Origin of the sequence: Arthrobacter sp. B2I5, from assembly GCF_030816735.1 — a bacterium.
Taxonomy (GTDB): Bacteria; Actinomycetota; Actinomycetes; order Actinomycetales; family Micrococcaceae; genus Arthrobacter.
Map to the genome: position 1 here is coordinate 1,934,627 of NZ_JAUSYF010000001.1, position 17,963 is coordinate 1,952,589.

A 17,963-nucleotide genomic window follows, 5' to 3' on the forward strand; every position below is an offset into this window, starting at 1 on the left:
ACCGGGCCTGTGCCCATCAGTTCAGGACTGTAACGTCAGGCAAGCTCGCTGGCGGAACGTTGGATCTGGTCCAGCCAGGCCTGGCGTGCCTCGAGTGCTTCCTGGGCAGCCTTGATCTTGCGCTGGTCGCCGCTCTTCTCAGCCTTGGCAAGGTCGTCCTGGAGCCCGGCGATAGCGGATTCCAGCTGCGAGAGCGCGCTGTTGGTACGCGCCTTGCGCTCGGGGTTGGACCGCTGCCACTGCTCTTCCTCCGCATGGCGCACGGCGTCTTCAACCTTCCGCAGGCCGGCTTCGATCCGTCCCATGTCTGCGCGGGGAACCTTGCCGGCTTCCTCCCACCGGTCACGGACGGACTGGAGCGCCTTCTTGGCTGCGGCCAGGTCCTTCACAGGCAGGATAGTGTTGGCCTCGGCCAGCAGCGCCTCCTTCACCGTCAGGTTGGCGGCGTACTCCTGGTCGATCTCCTCGTTGGCGGCCTGGCGGGAGGTGAAGAAGACGTCCTGGGCGGCGCGGAACCTTGCCCAGAGCGCATCGTCGTCCTTGCGGCTTGCCCGCGGGGAGGCCTTCCACTGGTCCATCAGCCGGCGGTATTCACCGGCGGCGTAGCCCCAGTCAGTGGACGTGGAGAGCGCCTCGGCCTCGGCGATCAGTTTCTCCTTGGCGGCCTTTGCGGCGGAGTTGTTGCTGTCCAGCTGCGAGAAGTAGGCGCGGCGGTGCCGGTCGAAGACGGTGCGGGCGGCGCGGAAGCGCTTCCATAGGGCGTCTTCGTTGCTGCGGCCCAGGCGGACACCGCTCTTCTGGGCTGCCTTCCAGTTCTCGAAGAGCTCGTTCATCCGCGCACTGGAGGTCTTCCATTGCGTCTGCACGGGATCCTGGCCGGAGATTTCCTCTGCTTCCGCCACGATGGCTTCGCGGGCTGCGAGCTCGGAAGCGCGCACGGCGTCGTGCTCGGCCTTTTCGGCCTTTTCCAGTTCGGTGATCTGGCCTGCCAGCTTGTCCAGGCGCGCCTCGGCTGAGCGGAGGTCACCCACCATGTTCCGTTCGGCAAGCTGTTCACGCAGGTGCGTTACGGTCTTCTGCATGTCGGTGCTGGGGGCCTTGGAGCTGACCCGCTGCTCCAGGAGCACGATCTGGGCCACAACGTCGTCGTATTTCCGCGCGAAGTACAGCAGCGCTTCGTCGTCGCTGACGCCCGGGTACTGGCCCACGGGGTGTTCCTCGCCATCGATGGTCAGGTAGACGTGGCCGTCCCCCTCCACCCTGCCCCATTTGGAAGCCTCGGCAACAGATGTGCCGGGCGCAGCAGGAGCCGCGGCTGCGGCGGGAGCGGCGGCAGCAGGCTTGGGACGCGATGCGAAAGCTGCGGGAGACGGAGCGGAGGGCCGCGGTGCGGGAGCCGGGGCGTTGGAAGCCGCCGCGGCAGGCGCGGACTCTTCAGCGGCGGTCCCGCTGTCCTGGTCCTCATCGCTCTGGTCCACGCCCTGGTTCTCAGCGCTTTGGTTTTCGGCGGCCTGCCCTGCACCCTCGTCCGAAGCCGCGGCTTCAGGGGTTACGGGGGACTGCCCGGCATCGGCCTCAGTACCGCCAACCTCGGCCGGAGCCGCTGTTTCGGTCACGTCTGTTGCTGTTTCGTCGGATTTCTGACTGTCTGTCACCGCTAAAAGTCTTTCGCTTGGAGGGAAATACTCACGTGCTGCACCGCGGCCTGTCCGGCCCGGCTTCCTACTTCAGAGAGAACGAGTCTATCGTGACTGGTTGTTTTGGCGCGCCGTCCGTGTCGCCGGCGGCGGGGGTGATGCCTGCGGCGGCGATATTGGACACGACATCAAGCCCGGACGTCACCTTCCCCACCACGGTATAGCCGCCTGCCGTGTCCGCAGGAATGACGGTGTCCTTGTACACAATGAAGAACTGCGTTCCATTGCCGTAGGCATTGTTTCCCGTGCGGGCCACGGCGATGGTGCCTGCAGGATAGGTGTTGTCGGCGGGGGTGTTCTCCAGCGGACCCCACGTGTAATTCGGGTCCCCCTGCCCGTCGCCGTTGGGGGAGCCGCACTGCAGCACGCCGAACTGGTCCGCCGTGGTGAGCCGGTGGCATGACTTGCCGTTGAAGTAGCCTTCGTCGCTGAGCGATTTGAACACTGCCGCCGCCTGCGGAGCCTTGGCCCCGTCCACTTCCACGCCCAGCGGGCTGCCGTTCAGCAGCAGCTCGCCCGTGAACGTCTTTCCCGCTGCGGTGTCCGCTGCCGGAATGTTTGGTCCGTTGGTTGGCGGTGCCGAGGGTGTGGCCGGTGCGCTTGCAGAGGCGGACGGATCCGTCAGCCCTGCCTGCGCGGCGGCATATTCGTCCTCGGTGGGATTTCCGGCGAACGCCGTGAGCTGGAGGACGACGGCGAGGAGCACGGCGGCGGTTCCGGCGCCGGCGGCCACGAGATTGTCGCGCTTCCGGCGCTTCTCCTGGGTGCGCCGGAGCTCACGCTTGGCCTCCATCTGCTGGATGCGCCGCTTTGTTTCGCGTGCACTGCGTGAACTGGCCGCCAAGGGTCCTCCTCGTCGTCGGGCTGCTGGTGCCCGGCGGGTGGCCGCTGGGCGCAGGGATCAGGGCCAGGCTTTGCGGGTCCGCCGCATTAGAGATGCACACGGATGACGCATAAACTGGCTGCCGCACATAGTTTATGCATGGCTGGCTGTTCTGCCGCCGTATGCCCGCCGTTGCGCGGGCGGGGCCGGCAGCTCCGGCGCACCTTCCATTCCTAAGGAGAACCTTCCCCATGGCACGCACCGCCTCCCTGTCCGGATTCCCCGAGTGGCTTCCCGAGGAGCGGCTGGTGGAGCTGCATGTGCTCGATACCCTGCGCGGGGTCTTTGAACTGCATGGGTTCTCGTCGATCGAAACCCGTGCCGTGGAAACGGTGGGGCAGCTGCTGCGCAAAGGCGAGATCGACAAGGAAGTGTACGGACTCAGCCGGCTCCAGGAGGACGAGAGCGATAACCCCGTCAAGGGCGGCAAAGCCGACCCCCACGCGCTTGCGCTGCATTTCGACCTGACGGTGCCCTTCGCCCGCTACGTGGTGGAGAACGCCGGCTACCTGGCCTTTCCCTTCCGCCGCTACCAGATCCAAAAGGTGTGGCGCGGCGAACGGCCCCAGGAAGGCCGGGCGCGCGAGTTCACCCAGGCGGACATCGACGTGGTGGGCGACGGCGAGCTTCCGTTCCGTTACGACGTCGAGATCGCGCTGGTCATCGCCGAGGCACTCAGTGCCCTGCCCATCCCCGATTTCCGCCTCAGGATCAACAACCGCAAGCTCGCTGAAGGTTTCTACCGGGGCATCGGCCTCGATGACACCGCCGGCGTGCTGCGCAGTATCGACAAGCTCGAAAAAATCGGTCCCGCAAAGGTGGCCGAGCTGCTCCAGGCCGAGCTCGGCGCCACCGACGAACAGGCGCAGAAAGCCCTGCAGCTGGCTGCCATCCGCACCGAAGACACGTCGTTTGTGGCCCAGGTCCGCGCGCTGGGCGTCACCAACGAACTCCTTGATGAAGGCCTGGACGAGCTGGAGCAGGTCATCGACGCGGCCGTGCAGCGCGCTCCGGGAAAGGTGCTGGCTGACCTCAGCATCGCCCGCGGCCTGGACTACTACACCGGCACGGTGGTGGAAACCGTACTGGTGGGCCACGAACAGCTGGGATCCATTTGTTCCGGCGGCCGGTACGACGCCCTGGCGTCGAAGGGCAACCGGAAGTTTCCGGGGGTTGGGCTTTCCATCGGCGTCACCCGCTTGGTGTCCCGGATCCTGAGCCAGGACCTCGCCAAAGCTTCCCGCTCCGTTCCCACCGCAGTGCTGGTGGCCCTGAACCATGACAACAGCTGGGGTACAGCCCAGGACGTTGCCGCACTGCTGCGCAGCCGGGGCATTCCCACCGAAGTTGCGGCCAAGGCGGAGAAGTTCGGCAAGCAGATCAAGTTCGCAGACCGGAGGGGAATCCCGTTTGTGTGGTTCACGGATGAGGACGGCACCCACCAGGTGAAGGACATCCGCACCGGCGAGCAGGTGCTGGCGGCCCCTGAGACCTGGATGCCGCCCCTGGAGGACCTGGCGGTGCAGGTGGAGACCACCGCGGCCGCAGCCTCCGTCTAGGAGGCGGGCGTTTACGGCGCTGGCTGGTGCTGCCGGAACCGCAGCACCAGCCAGCGTCCAGCCACCCCGGCGGCAAGGACCGCCGCCATGGTCAGGACCGACGCGGGCGGCAAAGTGAAGGCAAGCACCACGCACCCCAGGAAGCCCAGCAGGTTCAGCCAGCGCGGAGCGTAACCGGGGTGGGCGGCAAGGGTAAAGGCGGACGCGTTGGCGACTGCGTAGTAGACCAGCACGCCGAAGCTTGAAAAGCCCACCACGGTCATCACGTCGGTGGTCAGGAGCAGCAGGATGACGACGGCGGCCACGGCCAGTTCGGCGACGAACGGAACCGTGTGGGCGCCGCCCACCCTGGCCAGCGGTCCCGGGAGATCGCGCTCCCTCGCCATGGCCAGCGTTGTCCTCCCTACGCCCGTGATCAGTGCCAGGAGGGCGCCCAGGCACGCCGCGGCAGCTCCTGCCTGCACCAGCGGGGCCGCCGCTGCCAGCCGGCTGTCCAGGACGGCGTCCAGCAGGGGAGTCCTGGTGGACCCAAGCTGCGCTCCGAGGTGTGCCTGCAGGAGCAGGGCCAGCAGCAGGTAGATGGCGAAGGCGGCCGCCAGTGCTGCGAGGATGGCGCGCGGGATGGCACGTTCGGGATTCCTGACCTCTTCGCCCAGCGTGGCAATCCGGGCATATCCCGCAAACGCGAAGAACATCAGGCCGGCGGCAGGGAGGACACCGGCCGCACCCCCGGAAGGCACACCTGCCGGCTGCGCGGCCGGGTGCGGACCCAGCACGGCCGCGATGCCAACGAACACCAGGGTTGCCAGGACCATGCACAGCAGGATCCGCGTCAGCAGGGCTGTCCGGGTGATGCCCAACAGGTTGACGCCGGTCAGGGCCACGACGGCGCCCACGGCGACCGGGACCGCGTAGTCATGCGCCACATAGCTGCCGAATGTCAACGCCATGGCTGCGCAGGACGCCGTCTTACCGGTCACGAAACCCCAGCCGGCCAGGAATCCCGGCCATTCGCCGAGCTGTTTCCGGCCGTAGACGTAGGTTCCGCCGCTGGTGGGGTACTTGGCCGCCAGGGCTGCGGAGGCCACGGCGTTGCAGTACGCAACAATTCCGGCAACGGCCACGGCCAGGACCAGGAGATTGCCCGCAAGCGCCGCGGCCGGAGAGAACACCACAAACACACCGGCGCCCAGCATGGAACCCAGGCCGATGGCGGTGGCGTCAAAGGTTCCCAGCCTGCGTTGCAGCTGCTGCGGTTCGCTCATGCGGCGGCAGTCCCTTTCCAACGGGTAAACTCGGACGGGATCGTTCCCGCAACGATCATATTGACTTCCCACTGTTTTCCCGCAGAAAGGCGTGCTGTGCTGCGCACACATGACCTCGGATCCCTTCGTTCCGAGCACATTGGACAAACCGTAACCCTGGCCGGCTGGGTGGGCCGCCGCCGTGATCACGGTGGTGTGGCATTCGTGGACCTGCGCGATGCTTCCGGCGTGGCCCAGGTGGTGGTCCGCGAGGAAGAAGTGTTCCACGGACTGCGTAACGAGTACGTCCTGCAGGTCAAGGGCACGGTATCCAGGCGCCCGGAAGGCAACGAGAACCCGGCGCTGGCCACGGGCGACATCGAGGTCATCGCCGAGGACGTCACCATCCTCAACACCTCGGACCCGCTGCCGTTCCAGATCGACGAGCACGTGGAAGTCGGCGAGGAAGCCCGGCTCAAGCACCGCTACCTGGACCTTCGCCGTCCCGGCCCCAGCCGCAACCTGCGCCTCCGTTCCGAGGCGAACCGGGTGGCGCGCGAGCTGCTCCACCATGAGGGCTACGTGGAGATCGAGACGCCCACACTGACGCGTTCGACGCCGGAAGGCGCCCGTGACTTCCTGGTTCCGGCACGCCTGGCCCCGGGTTCCTGGTACGCGCTGCCGCAGTCCCCGCAGCTGTTCAAACAGCTGCTGCAGGTGGGCGGCTTCGAAAAGTACTACCAGATTGCCCGCTGCTACCGGGACGAGGACTTCCGTGCCGACCGGCAGCCGGAGTTCACCCAGCTGGACATCGAGGCGAGCTTCGTGGACCAGGACGACATCATCCGGCTGGGCGAAAACATCGTCAAAGCGGTTTGGCAGCTCATCGGCGTCGACATCCCCACGCCCATCCAGCGCATCACGTACGCCGATGCGATGGCGCGCTACGGCTCGGACAAGCCGGATCTGCGCTTCGGCCAGGAACTGACCGAGCTCACCGACTTCTTCAAGGACACCAACTTCGGCGTCTTCAAGGCACCCTACGTCGGCGCCGTCGTCATGCCCGGTGGCGCCTCACAGGCGCGCCGCGCCCTTGACGCCTGGCAGGAATGGGCCAAGCAGCGCGGCGCCAAGGGCCTGGCTTATGTCCTCTACAAGGAAGACGGCGAGCTCGCCGGACCGGTGGCCAAGAACCTCACCGAGATCGAGCGCGCCGGCCTGGCTGACGCCGTTGGTGCCAAGCCCGGCGACTGCATCTTCTTCGCCGCCGGTGAGAAGACGCCGTCGCGTGCCCTGCTGGGCGCTGCACGCGTCGAGATCGGACACCGCACGGGCCTGATCGATCCCACCGCCTGGGCCTTCTGCTGGGTCGTGGACGCGCCGATGTTCGAGCCGGCCGCAGCCGCTGTTGCCTCGGGCGATGTCGCCGTCGGCGGAGGACAGTGGACCGCTGTCCACCACGCCTTCACCTCACCCAAGCCGGAGTTCCTTGACACCTTTGACAAGGATCCCGAATCGGCGCTTTCCTACGCCTACGACATCGTCTGCAACGGCAACGAAATCGGCGGTGGCTCCATCCGTATCCACCAGCGTGACGTGCAGGAGCGCGTGTTTGAGCTGATGGGCCTGGACAAGGACGACGCCCAGACCAAGTTCGGCTTCCTGCTGGAGGGGTTCAAGTACGGCGCCCCGCCGCACGGCGGCATTGCCTTCGGCTGGGACCGGGTGGTGTCGCTGCTGGCGGGCGTTGAGTCCATCCGCGACGTCATCGCCTTCCCGAAGTCCGGCGGCGGCCACGACCCCCTGACGGATGCTCCGGCCCCCATCACGCCGCAGCAGCGCAAGGAGGCAGGCGTGGACTTCAAGCCTGAGGCGAAGAAGCCGGAAGAGAAGAAGCCCGAAGAGAAGCAGTAGCAGCACGGACGCTGCCATAAGGCGGCGGCCAAGGGAGGCTCCCCGGATCACCGGGGAGCCTCCGCTGTTAACAAAGGAGCTGTCCGTTGTCCGCCTTGGGCACCATCGAACCCGCACCCCTGGACCTCGAAGCCGCCATGGATGCCGGCTGGCCTGCCCTGGAACGGCACGACGCCGGCGGCTGGATCCTGCGCGCAGCCGGCGGGGTGACCCAGCGTGCCAACTCCATCTGGCCGCGTGACCTCACTGCCGGTCAGTCCGGTGACGACCTTCCCGGGCTGCTCCGCGAAGCCCGGGCCTGGTACCGCAGGCAACGCCTGCCCGTCATCTTCCAGCTGTTCGACAACCCTCCCGCGTCGGCACTCCACGACCTGCTCGATGCTGAAGGCTTCACCCGCCAATCCGAGACACTGGTCATGACCCTCAGCGCCTCGGCGGATCCGCTCCCGGCCGCCGCCCCCGTCACCGCGGCAACCGGGCTGTCGCCGGTCGAGCTGTCATCGGTACCGTCCCCGGACTGGCTCCGGGTCTGGTGGGACGTGGACGGCCGTGGAGGGGAGGATGCCCTGGCAACCGCACGGGCGATTCTCGAAGGGTGCCCGTCGCTGTATGCCCTGGTGCGGGACCCGAACGGCAAGGCCGCCGCCGTCGGCCGACTGGCCCTTCCCAACGGCACCAGGCATGGCGGCCTGTACTGCATGGCCACCCTGCCGGACGCCCGCCGCCGTGGCTTCGCCACAGCCATCATGCGGGCCCTGCTGCACGCCGGTGTGGAACAGGGCGTCGCGGACTTCTGGCTCCTGGTCACCGCGGCCAACCACGGGGCACAGACGTTGTATGCACAAGCGGGATTCCGGGAGGCGGGCCGGTACCTTTACCGCCAGGAACGCCCCCGCCGTGCCCTGACCGGTTGCTAGCCATCCCCGGCTGCGCTAGCCAGTCGGGTCGGTCACCGTGATCCGGACCGAGCAGGCGTCCGCCGCTGCCTTCTTCAGGACGGCGGCCCGGGGCTCCGCCACATCCAGGTAGGCGAGCCGCGGCAGGCGGGCGTAATCACGCAGGGCCGGTTCCGCCAGGACCTGGTCGGCCAGGGTCCGGTCGCCGCCCGGCACCAGGTACTCGAAGGCCACTGCGGCAAAGACTTCAGCCGCCTGTTGTGCCACTGCCGACACCAACGCGTCCGCCTGGTTGGAGCGGCGGCGGGCGAACCGCTGCTGGGACTGGCCGCCCGCAGCGGTGCGCGACTGGACGTACCTGGTGCCTGCCTTGGACGCCAGCAGAGCGCCCTCGCTGGCCACCCCGATGCCGTAGCCGCCCCTCCGCACCAGCAGCAGTCCCAGCCGGCGCGGCTGGGACGCAAGGCCAGCCAGCCGTTCCAGGGGTCCAATGCCGCGTCCCGGCCGTCCGTCGGCCGGCCACGGCGCCTGCAGCAGCGCCTCGGTGCCATCTGCCGCCAGAAGGCGGAGGCCGTCGTCGTCATCCTGCAGCCGGTACCCGCCGTGCGAGTCGCCGAACCTTTCCGCCCAGCCGGGCAACCGGCTGCCGGGGACGAACGCGGTCCGTACGGAGGGCGGACCGCCGGCGGCAGCGGGGGCAGGCATGGGGGTTCCTTCGGTGTCACAGGCGAGGAAAAGCACGGGTCAACTGGAAGTAGCCTATCTATGTGGATGATCTCTTCGGGCACGGGCCGGAAAACGACGACGACGACGGTCCCGTCGCCGAGGTAAGCACGGGTTCGCGGGGCAAAGGTTCGCCGCGCAGCCCGCTGGCTGTCCGGATGCGTCCGCGCACCCTGGATGAAGTAGTGGGCCAGCAGCACCTGCTCGGCCAGGGGTCCCCGCTGCGGCAGCTGGCCGCTGGCGCCGGGGCGGACACCACCGGCCCGGCGGGTCCCACCTCCCTCATCCTGTGGGGACCGCCCGGCACGGGCAAGACAACGCTGGCACACGTCATTGCCCGCGGACCCGGGCGGAAGTTCGTGGAGCTGTCCGCCATCACCGCGGGCGTCAAGGATGTCCGCCGCGTGATGGACGACGCCCTGACCGCCAGGGACCTGTACAAGACCACCACGGTGCTGTTCCTTGACGAGATCCACCGTTTCAACAAAGCCCAGCAGGACGCGCTGCTGCCAGGCGTCGAAAACCGCTGGGTGGTCCTGGTGGCGGCCACCACGGAAAATCCCTCCTTCTCAGTGGTCTCGCCCCTGCTGTCCCGTTCCCTGCTCCTTACGCTCAAGCCCCTCACCGACGCCGATATCGAGGGCCTCCTGGTGCGCGCCGTGGAGGACCCGCGCGGGCTGGGCGGCAAGGTCCGGCTCAGCGACGACGCACTGGACCACCTGGTCCGGCTGTCCGGCGGGGACGCGCGGAGGGCGCTTACCGCGCTGGAGGCTGCGGCGGGCGTGGCTTTCGGTGACGCGGACGACGTCGAACGTTCCGCGGGGGAGGAAAGTGCAGCTGACGTGCCGGCCACCGCGGAGCCGGTCACCGTCGAACTTCGCCACACCGAACGCGCCCTGGACGCCGCCGCCGTACGCTATGACCGGGCGGGTGACCAGCACTATGACGTCATCAGCGCCTTCATCAAGTCCATCAGGGGCTCGGACGTTGACGCCGCCCTGCACTACCTCGCGCGGATGCTGGAAGCGGGGGAGGACCCGCGGTTCGTGGCCCGGCGGATCGTCATTTCCGCGGCAGAGGACGTGGGCATGGCGGACCCCACCGCGCTGCAGACCGCCGTGGCCGCGGCGCAGGCCGTGCAGTTGATCGGGATGCCGGAGGGGCGGATCATCCTGGCGGAGGCCGTGGTCCATCTGGCCACCGCGCCAAAATCGAACGCGGCCTACATGGGCATCAACAAGGCCATCGCGGACGTGCGGGCGGGCCTCGGCGTCGGAATTCCCGCGCACCTGCGGGACGCGCACTATCCCGGATCCAAGCAGCTGGGACACGGTGTGGGCTACAAGTACGCCCACGACGCACCACATGCGGTCGCCAGCCAGCAGTATCCGCCGGACGACCTGGTGGGCCGGGACTACTACCAGCCCACCGGCAACGGCGCGGAAAGGGACATCGCCCAGCGGCTGGAGCGCCTGCGGAGGATTGTGCGGGGCAAGTAGCTGCCGTGGTAGGCTGGATGTTTGTCTGGCAAGGCACGGACGCAAAATCTCCCCAATTCACGTTGGGAAGGCTATGCCCTGGGCCCAGTAGCAAAAGGCGGCGGTTGGCCGATGCTCTCCATCCTGGAGGCCAGTAACACTGACAACCGTAGATATTGGAAGGACACCAGTGGCTAACAACACTCGTGCTCGCCGTCAGGCCCGCCTCTCGCGGTCCCTCGGCATCGCTCTGACCCCCAAGGCCGCCAAGTACATGGAGCGCCGCCCGTACGGCCCCGGTGAGCATGGCCGTGCCCGCAAGAAGCAGGACTCCGACTACGCCGTACGTCTGCGCGAAAAGCAGCGCCTGCGCGCCCAGTACGGCATCCGCGAAGCACAGATGACCCGTGCCTTCGAGGAAGCCCGCCGCACCAAGGGCCTGACCGGTGAAAACCTCATCGAACTGCTCGAAATGCGCCTCGACGCCCTGGTCCTGCGTGCCGGTTTCGCCCGCACCATCGCCCAGGCCCGCCAGCTGGTTGTGCACCGCCACATCATGGTTGACGGCGTCCGCGTTGACCGCCCGTCGTTCCGCGTCGGCGAGGGCCAGCTGGTCCACGTCCACAGCCGCAGCGAGACCATGGTTCCGCTCCAGGTTGCTGCAGCCGGTGCACACCGCGATGTCCTGCCTGCCGTTCCGGCCTACCTGGACGTCAAGCTGGAAGCCCTGCAGGCACGCCTCGTGCGCCGCCCTAAGCGCTCGGAAATCCCGGTGACCTGCGAAGAGCAGCTCGTCGTCGAATTCTACGCACGCTAAATCCCAGCAGCGTATCCAAAGAAGCCCGTGGCAAGCGCCGCGGGCTTCTTTGTATGTAAGGTACTTGGGGGACATCTGCGCAACGGGCCTTCCGTGCATGCGGCGGATGTGGCTCAACCACAGAATTTCGAGGAGATGAACGTCTATGTCTGGTGGCGATATTGCCGGCCTGATCGCTGCCGGGGTGTTTGCGCTCCTGGTGCTGCTGCTCGCGGTCCCGATCGTGAAGCTGGGTAAAGTCTTCGACGAGGTGCGGACCGCGATCAGGTCCATCAGCGACGGCGCCACGCCCCTGATGGACGAGGTGACGGCTACCGTCTCCACCACCAACCAGCAGTTGAAGAAGGTGGACGGCATCTCGTCCAACGTCTCCGATGCGTCCGCCAACATTTCGGCTCTGTCTTCGCTTGTGGCCGCTACCGTCGGTTCGCCGCTGATCAAGGTCGCGGCGTTCAGCTACGGCGTGCGCAGCGCCTTCGCCAACCGCCGGAAGCCCGCTGCCGGCCGCCGCAGCCGCTAGATTCGAAGAGAACGAACATGAAAAGAATTGTCTGGATGGGAATCGGCGTGGCCATTGGAGTCATTGCCTTCCGCAAGGTGAGCCAGGCCCAGTCCGCACTGGGGCCGGCAGGCCTCAACCGTGCTGTGGGGCAGCTCGCCGACGGGGTGTACGACTTCGCCGACGCCGTCCGCGCAGGAATGCGTGAACGGGAAACCGACCTGCGGACCGCCCTGGGTGTGGAGTCCTCGGAACTGGTCCGCCGCTGACCCCCGCGGGGCACCACACCGACATCAGCCAACAACCGGCAGGAACCCGTTCCGGGAACCGTGCCACCTGAACGAAATATCCGTGCCGCCTGGCGGCGCGGACCAAGAAGGGTAAGAAAACAGCTCATGAAGTCGCAGGAGATCACAAAGCGCTGGGTGGACTTTTTTGTCAGCAAGGGCCACACCGCGGTTCCCTCCGCATCGCTGGTCTCCAGCGACCCCTCCCTGCTGTTCACGGTGGCCGGCATGGTCCCGTTCATTCCATACCTCACTGCCCGCGAGGAAGCCCCCTACTCCCGGGCCACCAGCGTGCAGAAGTGCATCCGCACCGGCGACATCGAGGAAGTGGGCAAGACCGCCCGCCACGGCACCTTCTTTCAGATGTGCGGCAACTTCTCGTTCGGCGACTACTTCAAGGAAGACGCCATCAAGTTCGCCTGGGAGCTGCTCACCACGGGCGTTGACGACGGCGGCTACGGCCTTGCGCCGGAACGCCTCTGGGTGACCGTCTACGAAGAGGACGACGAGGCCGAGGAACTGTGGCTGAAGAACACCGGCGTCCCGGCTGAACGCATCCAGCGGATGGGCAAGTCGGACAACTACTGGCACACCGGCCAGCCCGGCCCCGCGGGTCCCTGCTCCGAGATCTACTACGACCGCGGCCCTGCCTACGGGGTTGAGGGCGGTCCCCTCGCCGACGAGACCCGCTACATCGAGATCTGGAACCTGGTGTTCATGCAGTACCAGATCGAAAATGTGCGCTCCAAGGTGGACTTCGATGTGGTGGGCGAGCTGCCCAAGAAGAACATCGACACGGGCCTCGGCATGGAACGCCTCGCCATGATCCTGCAGGGCGTCGAGAACATGTACGAGACCGACCAGGTGCGGCCGGTCATCGACAAGGCCGCGGAACTGTCCGGCAGGGAATACACCTCCGCCGAAACCCCGGACGACCCCCACCACACCGACGACGTCCGCATGCGCGTGGTGGCCGACCACATCCGGTCGGCCCTGATGCTGATTTCCGACGGCGTGACCCCCTCCAATGAAGGCCGCGGCTATGTCCTGCGCCGGCTGATCCGCCGGGCCGTGCGTTCCATGCGCCTCCTCGGTGTTGAACAGGCCTGCCTGCCGGAACTGCTGCCCGCCTCCCGGGATGCCATGAAGGGCGTCTACCCGGTGGTGGAGACCGACTTCGCCCGCATCAGCCGGATCGCCTACGCCGAAGAGAAGGCCTTCCTGCGCACCATCGCATCAGGCACGGCACGCCTCGAGGATGCCGTCAGGGAATCCAAGGCAGCAAACAAGCCGCTGTCCGGTGAAGACGCCTTCACCCTGCACGACACCTACGGTTTCCCCATCGACCTCACGCTGGAAATGGCAGAGGAAGCCGGGCTCAAAGTGGATGAGGCGGCATTCCGCAGCCTCATGCAGGAACAGCGCCAGCGCGCCCAGGCCGACGCCAAGGGCAAGAAGGGCGGCCACGCGGACGTCAGCGTCTTCCAGGACATCCTGGCCGAGGGCGAGACGGTCTTCACCGGCTACACCGAGCTCGAAGGGGAATCGCGCGTGCGCGGCCTGCTCAGCGCGGGACGCCAGGTCCAGCAGGCAGCCACCGGCGACGAGATCGAACTCGTGCTGGCCGAGACCCCGTTCTACGCCGAAGCCGGCGGCCAGGCCGCGGACACCGGCCTCATCACCGGTGATGGATTCGTCGTCGAGGTCCTGGACGTCCAGCGCCCTGTGAAGGGCCTGAGCGTCCACAAGGCGATCGTCCGCGAAGGCGAAATCGGCGCTGACTCGCTGGTGCGCGCCGCCGTCGACCGTGAACGCCGCCACGCCGCCGAGCAGGCCCACACGGGCACGCACATCGTGCACGCCGCCCTGCACCAGATCCTTGGCCCGGAAGCCACGCAGCGCGGATCCTTCAACAAGGCAGGCTACCTGCGCTTCGACTTCGCCTGGGGTGAGGGCCTGAGCACCGCCACCCGGTCCGAAATCGAGGAAGTCTCCAACCTTGCCATCCGCAACAACTACGCGGTGGAAACAAAGATCATGGGACTGGCCGAAGCCAAGGCCATGGGCGCCATGGCCCTCTTCGGCGAGAACTACGGCAGCGAGGTGCGCGTCGTGGAGATCGACGGCGCCTGGTCGCGCGAGCTGTGCGGCGGCACCCACGTTGCCAACACCTCGCTCATTGGCAGCCTCTCCCTCCTGGGTGAGCAGTCCGTGGGCTCAGGAAACCGCCGTGTGGAAGCATTCGTCGGCATGGAGGCCTTCCGCCACCTTGCTGCCGAGCGCGCCCTGGTGACGGAGCTGACGGACCTGCTGAAGGTGCCGTCCGGCCAGCTCGCCGACAGGATTTCCGCCACGCTTGCCAAGTTGAAGGCCACCGAGAAGGAACTGGACCGGCTCCGCAAGGAACAGCTGGCCGCTTCCGCCGCGCAGCTGGTCAACAGCGCACAGGATGCCGGCGGCATCAAGGTGCTGGCCCACGACGCCGGCACTGTCAGCGGCGCCGACGACCTCCGCGGCCTGGCCCTTGACCTGCGCAACCGGCTCGGCTCGGCGGCTGCCGCCGTGGCCGTGGCCGGCGTCGCCAACGATCGCCCGCTGATCCTGGTGGCCACCAATGAGGCAGCCAGGGAAGCCGGCGTCAAGGCCGGTGCCCTGGTCCGGGTCGCAGCCGGAGTGCTCGGCGGTGGCGGCGGCGGCAAGGACGACGTCGCCCAGGGTGGCGGAACCGATGCCGGAAAGGTCGGCGCTGCCCTGGCAGCCGTCGTCGACGCCATTTCCAGGCGCTAATCCAGTCATGACCAATCCTGTTGCTGCCGGCGGCTACCCCCAGGGCGTCAAACTGGGGGTGGACGTCGGCACCGTCCGGGTGGGGGTGGCGGTCTGCGACCGAGACTCCATCCTGGCCACGCCGTACAAGACCCTTGACCGGAACGCCAAAAAGAATTCGGACGTGCGCGTCATCGCCGGCCTGGCGGAGGAACTTGGGGCGGTGCAGGTCATCGTTGGCCTGCCCAGGACCATGAAGGGCGAGGAACATGCATCCGCAAGGATGGCCACGGACTACGCCCTGCTCCTCGCGGCCGAGTTTTCACGGCGTGGGCTTGCTGTCCCGGTGAACCTCGTGGACGAGCGCCTCAGCAGTGTCACGGCCCACCGGAACCTGCATGAAGCTGGCATGAGCAGCAGGGACCACCGTAAAGTAGTTGATCAGGTCGCGGCAGCGGGTATTCTTCAGCACGCCATCGACATGCAAAAAGCCAGGGGAGCGGATGTCGGCTCACGCGTGACAGCGCCATCCCCGTCCGTGGACCAGGGGACCGGTGGGGTGGACGAATCGGTCCGCGCCGCCCCCGCAGACACGGCACAATCTTCAGATAATGGAAGGCAACAGTGAGCCCTGCCAACATTGATGACGCCTCCGGCCCGCTGGATACCGGGGCCGGGAGGCCGTTGACCCGCAAGGAACTGCGGGCACGGGAGAAGACCCATACCGGTGGGCAGGACACCGTGCCCGAGCACGCCTACGAAACCGGCGACGCCCCGCCGCCCCCCGCCGCGCCGCCGGCCGTTGCGCCTCCCGCAGGGGAGGCCTCGTTTGCCCCGCTGCCCGGCGCCCGGGACGTACCGGCAGCGCCGGAAGCACCGCCGTCGATCCAGGATGAACAGCACCCGGACACTTCCCCCGCGGACGATGCCGCCGCGGATGCCCCCCACCCTCTTGAATCCCACGACGGAGTCCCGCACCACGCCGCCGTCGAGCACCACGACGACGTTGCCTACGAGGACAGCGTGGCGTACCGGGCGGACGAGGTCCAGTACGCCGGCGTGCACCACGAAGCGGACCTGCACCACGGAGCCGGCGCGCACGACTACCAGGAAGTGCTCCACGACCATGGCCACCACGCCGCCGGGTACCACGACGACGGCCACGTGGATGCGCCGCACCACGATGTCCAGCACCACGATGTCCAGCACCACGACGAACACCACTACGGTGCGGACCACGGACTGCTTCCCGGCTCATCGGCAGCCCAGGTAGTGCCGCGGCCATCGAAGAAGGTCCGGCGCCGCCGCAGGCTGCTGGCCCTGTTCCTGACGCTCGCTGTCTTCGTGGCCGCCGTGGCCGTGGGAGCCCAGTTCCTCAAGCCCCTTCTCGGTAACGGCAAGCCGTCAGACTTCCCGGGTCCCGGAACGGGTGAGGTCCAGATAACGGTGGAGAGCGGCGAGGGAACCCGTTCAGTGGCCACCGACCTGGAAAACAAGCGTGTCGTTGCCAACGCGGATACCTTCATGCAGGTGTTCCATGCGTCCGGCGCCACGCTTGCGCCGGGCGACTACATCTTCAAGACCGAGATGAAGAACGCCGACGCGGTGAACGTCCTGGTGGGCAAGGACAAGACGAAAGTCATCTACTTCGCCCTCAGCGCGGGCTTGAGGATCGGTGAATCCCTGCAGTCGATTTCGGAGGGATCCGGGATCTCCGTGCAGCAGCTGCAGGCCCTCAGCAACCAGCCGGCGCAGTTTGGCCTGCCCGCCAATGCCAAGAACCTCGAGGGCTACCTGGCACCCGGGGAGTACCGTTTCCCGCTGGGAACGCCGGCCAAGGACATCCTGCAGGCGCTGGTGAAGGCCACCACCGATGAGCTCGTGTCGCAGGGCATCACGGATCCGGCCAAGCAGTATGAGGCCGTCATCGTGGCCAGCATCGTCCAGGCCGAGGGCGGCCAGGCCGACTACGGCGACGTAGCGGGCGCCATTTACAACCGCCTCAAGCCGAACGACCAGACCGGCGGCTTCCTCCAGGTTGACTCCGCCGTCACGTACGGCCTTGGCACCCGCAGCTTCAACTTCACCGATGAACAGCGCCAGGACAAGTCCAACCCCTACAACACCTACGCCAATCCCGGCCTGCCGCCGGGGCCCATCGGTTCCCCGGGCAAGACCGCCATCGATGCAGCCGCCCGGCCCAAGGCCAATGACTACCTGTACTGGGTGACCATCAACCTGGACACCAAGGAAACCAAGTTCGCCAAGACCCTGGCCGAGCACAACGCCTACGTGGAGCAGTACAACGCCTGGTGCCAGGCCAACGCTGGCCGCTGCACATGAGCCTGCGGGCTGCCGTCCTGGGCCACCCGATCAGCCACTCGAAATCCCCGGCGCTGCATCTGTCGGCGTACGGGCAGCTGGGTGCAGGGATCAGCTACACGGCCATCGATGTCACAGAGGAGTTGCTGCCGTCCTTCATGCGCCAGATCCGCCACCAGCCCGGCTGGCGCGGCCTCTCGGTCACGATGCCCCTGAAAACGGCGATGCTCGGCCAGGTGGACGAGGTCCGGGGAGTGGCACAGACCCTGGGTGTGGTGAACACCGTTACGTTCGAGGAATCAGCCGGCGGTACCAGGGTGGTGGGCTCCAATACTGACGTCACCGGCATCGTCAACGCCCTTTGCCACGCCGGGACCCCGGCAGCACCTTCGGCAGTCATCCTGGGTGGGGGCGGGACGGCTGCTTCGGCGGTCGCTGCCCTGAAGGAACTCGGAACCGGAACGGTACAGCTGTTCGTCCGCGATGCGTCACGGACAGCGGACGTCCGGGATGCCGCCGACAGCCTGGGGGTTGCCCTCGAGGTCCATTCCCTAACGGAAGCCGCCCGCCCCACGTCGGAAGCCGACGTCGTGATTTCCACCCTGCCGCCGCGTGCGGCAGACGGACTCGCAGCGGAACTTGCTGCCCTGAAGACGCCGATGCCGGGCGTGCTGCTCGATGTTGCCTACGATCCCTGGCCCAGCCTGATTGCCTCGGTATGGCAGGCCGGCGGCGGCCGGGTAGTGCCCGGCCTGGAAATGCTGCTGTACCAGGCCGTGGAGCAGGTGCGGCTCTTCACCCGGCGCGGGGAAGACGTTAATGCAGCTGTCATAGATGTGATGTGTGACGCAGTCGGCCTTGCCCGGCGGGCGTTCTGA

At 67.2% G+C, this 17,963-nt stretch carries 15 protein-coding genes; 11 read left to right on the forward strand and 4 right to left on the reverse strand.

The features are described 5' to 3' along the window. Positions 1 to 35: 35 nt before the first annotated feature. Positions 36 to 1,655 (reverse strand): DUF349 domain-containing protein, encoded by a 1,620-nt coding sequence (locus QFZ60_RS09280; RefSeq protein ID WP_307089964.1) that lies wholly within the window; start codon positions 1,653 to 1,655, stop codon positions 36 to 38. 67 nt (positions 1,656 to 1,722) lie between these two features. Then, on the reverse strand, positions 1,723 to 2,541 hold the full coding sequence (locus QFZ60_RS09285) for a peptidylprolyl isomerase (RefSeq protein WP_307089966.1): 819 nt from the start codon (positions 2,539 to 2,541) through the stop codon (positions 1,723 to 1,725). Positions 2,542 to 2,771: 230 nt separating this feature from the next. Here QFZ60_RS09285 and hisS point away from each other — a divergent pair, with 230 nt between their 5' ends. After that, on the forward strand, positions 2,772 to 4,139 hold the full coding sequence (gene hisS, locus QFZ60_RS09290; RefSeq protein WP_307089968.1) for a histidine--tRNA ligase: 1,368 nt from the start codon (positions 2,772 to 2,774) through the stop codon (positions 4,137 to 4,139). Positions 4,140 to 4,150: 11 nt separating this feature from the next. On the opposite strand, the gene QFZ60_RS09295 is transcribed toward hisS, so the two are convergent. After that, positions 4,151 to 5,404 (reverse strand): APC family permease, encoded by a 1,254-nt coding sequence (locus tag QFZ60_RS09295; RefSeq protein WP_307089970.1) that lies wholly within the window; start codon positions 5,402 to 5,404, stop codon positions 4,151 to 4,153. A 96-nt stretch (positions 5,405 to 5,500) separates the two neighbouring features. On the opposite strand from QFZ60_RS09295, the gene aspS reads away from it, so the two are divergent. Together aspS and QFZ60_RS09305 are read left to right on the forward strand one after the other, a co-directional pair. After that, entirely contained in the window at positions 5,501 to 7,297 is a 1,797-nt protein-coding gene (gene aspS, locus QFZ60_RS09300; protein ID WP_142122012.1) for an aspartate--tRNA ligase, read from the forward strand. 137 nt (positions 7,298 to 7,434) lie between these two features. Beyond that, complete coding sequence (locus QFZ60_RS09305) at positions 7,435 to 8,214, forward strand: GNAT family N-acetyltransferase (protein ID WP_373427717.1); 780 nt, start codon at positions 7,435 to 7,437, stop codon at positions 8,212 to 8,214. A 15-nt stretch (positions 8,215 to 8,229) separates the two neighbouring features. On the opposite strand, the gene QFZ60_RS09310 is transcribed toward QFZ60_RS09305, so the two are convergent. Then, complete coding sequence (locus QFZ60_RS09310; protein ID WP_307089975.1) at positions 8,230 to 8,898, reverse strand: acVLRF1 family peptidyl-tRNA hydrolase; 669 nt, start codon at positions 8,896 to 8,898, stop codon at positions 8,230 to 8,232. Positions 8,899 to 8,960: 62 nt separating this feature from the next. On the opposite strand from QFZ60_RS09310, the gene QFZ60_RS09315 reads away from it, so the two are divergent. The 8 genes from QFZ60_RS09315 to QFZ60_RS09350 all read left to right on the forward strand — a co-directional run bounded on the left by QFZ60_RS09315 (position 8,961) and on the right by QFZ60_RS09350 (position 17,963). Further along, a complete protein-coding gene (locus QFZ60_RS09315; RefSeq protein ID WP_307089977.1) occupies positions 8,961 to 10,415 on the forward strand; it encodes a replication-associated recombination protein A in 1,455 nt (484 codons plus the stop codon). 169 nt (positions 10,416 to 10,584) lie between these two features. Further along, the gene (gene rpsD / locus QFZ60_RS09320; RefSeq protein ID WP_009357431.1) at positions 10,585 to 11,211 is read left to right on the forward strand and encodes a 30S ribosomal protein S4; all 627 of its coding nucleotides are present in this window, start codon (positions 10,585 to 10,587) and stop codon (positions 11,209 to 11,211) included. Positions 11,212 to 11,356: 145 nt separating this feature from the next. Further along, a complete protein-coding gene (locus tag QFZ60_RS09325) occupies positions 11,357 to 11,731 on the forward strand; it encodes a DUF948 domain-containing protein (RefSeq protein ID WP_307089979.1) in 375 nt (124 codons plus the stop codon). 17 nt (positions 11,732 to 11,748) lie between these two features. Further along, entirely contained in the window at positions 11,749 to 11,979 is a 231-nt protein-coding gene (locus QFZ60_RS09330; protein ID WP_307089982.1) for a DUF6167 family protein, read from the forward strand. Between the two features lie 126 nt (positions 11,980 to 12,105). Continuing rightward, positions 12,106 to 14,784: an alanine--tRNA ligase gene (gene alaS, locus QFZ60_RS09335; protein ID WP_307089984.1), complete on the forward strand. Its 2,679-nt coding sequence runs from the start codon at positions 12,106 to 12,108 to the stop codon at positions 14,782 to 14,784. A 7-nt stretch (positions 14,785 to 14,791) separates the two neighbouring features. Then, the gene (gene ruvX, locus QFZ60_RS09340; protein WP_307089986.1) at positions 14,792 to 15,391 is read left to right on the forward strand and encodes a Holliday junction resolvase RuvX; all 600 of its coding nucleotides are present in this window, start codon (positions 14,792 to 14,794) and stop codon (positions 15,389 to 15,391) included. Further along, complete coding sequence (gene mltG, locus QFZ60_RS09345; protein WP_307089988.1) at positions 15,388 to 17,106, forward strand: endolytic transglycosylase MltG; 1,719 nt, start codon at positions 15,388 to 15,390, stop codon at positions 17,104 to 17,106. The genes ruvX and mltG overlap by 4 nt, the downstream gene beginning before the upstream one ends. Continuing rightward, the gene (locus tag QFZ60_RS09350; RefSeq protein ID WP_307093278.1) at positions 17,103 to 17,963 is read left to right on the forward strand and encodes a shikimate dehydrogenase; all 861 of its coding nucleotides are present in this window, start codon (positions 17,103 to 17,105) and stop codon (positions 17,961 to 17,963) included. The genes mltG and QFZ60_RS09350 overlap by 4 nt, the downstream gene beginning before the upstream one ends.

Excerpts from the sequence above, each read along its gene's own strand:
- QFZ60_RS09305 (WP_373427717.1), top strand. The coding sequence starts at position 7,435 with ATGGATGCCGGCTGGCCTGCCCTGGAACGGCACGACGCCGGCGGCTGG.
- QFZ60_RS09330 (WP_307089982.1), top strand. The coding sequence starts at position 11,749 with ATGAAAAGAATTGTCTGGATGGGAATCGGCGTGGCCATTGGAGTCATT.
- QFZ60_RS09325 (WP_307089979.1), top strand. The coding sequence starts at position 11,357 with ATGTCTGGTGGCGATATTGCCGGCCTGATCGCTGCCGGGGTGTTTGCG.
- hisS (WP_307089968.1), top strand. The coding sequence starts at position 2,772 with ATGGCACGCACCGCCTCCCTGTCCGGATTCCCCGAGTGGCTTCCCGAG.
- QFZ60_RS09350 (WP_307093278.1), top strand. The coding sequence starts at position 17,103 with ATGAGCCTGCGGGCTGCCGTCCTGGGCCACCCGATCAGCCACTCGAAA.
- alaS (WP_307089984.1), top strand. The coding sequence starts at position 12,106 with ATGAAGTCGCAGGAGATCACAAAGCGCTGGGTGGACTTTTTTGTCAGC.
- QFZ60_RS09295 (WP_307089970.1), bottom strand. The coding sequence starts at position 5,404 with ATGAGCGAACCGCAGCAGCTGCAACGCAGGCTGGGAACCTTTGACGCC.
- QFZ60_RS09310 (WP_307089975.1), bottom strand. The coding sequence starts at position 8,898 with ATGCCTGCCCCCGCTGCCGCCGGCGGTCCGCCCTCCGTACGGACCGCG.
- ruvX (WP_307089986.1), top strand. The coding sequence starts at position 14,792 with ATGACCAATCCTGTTGCTGCCGGCGGCTACCCCCAGGGCGTCAAACTG.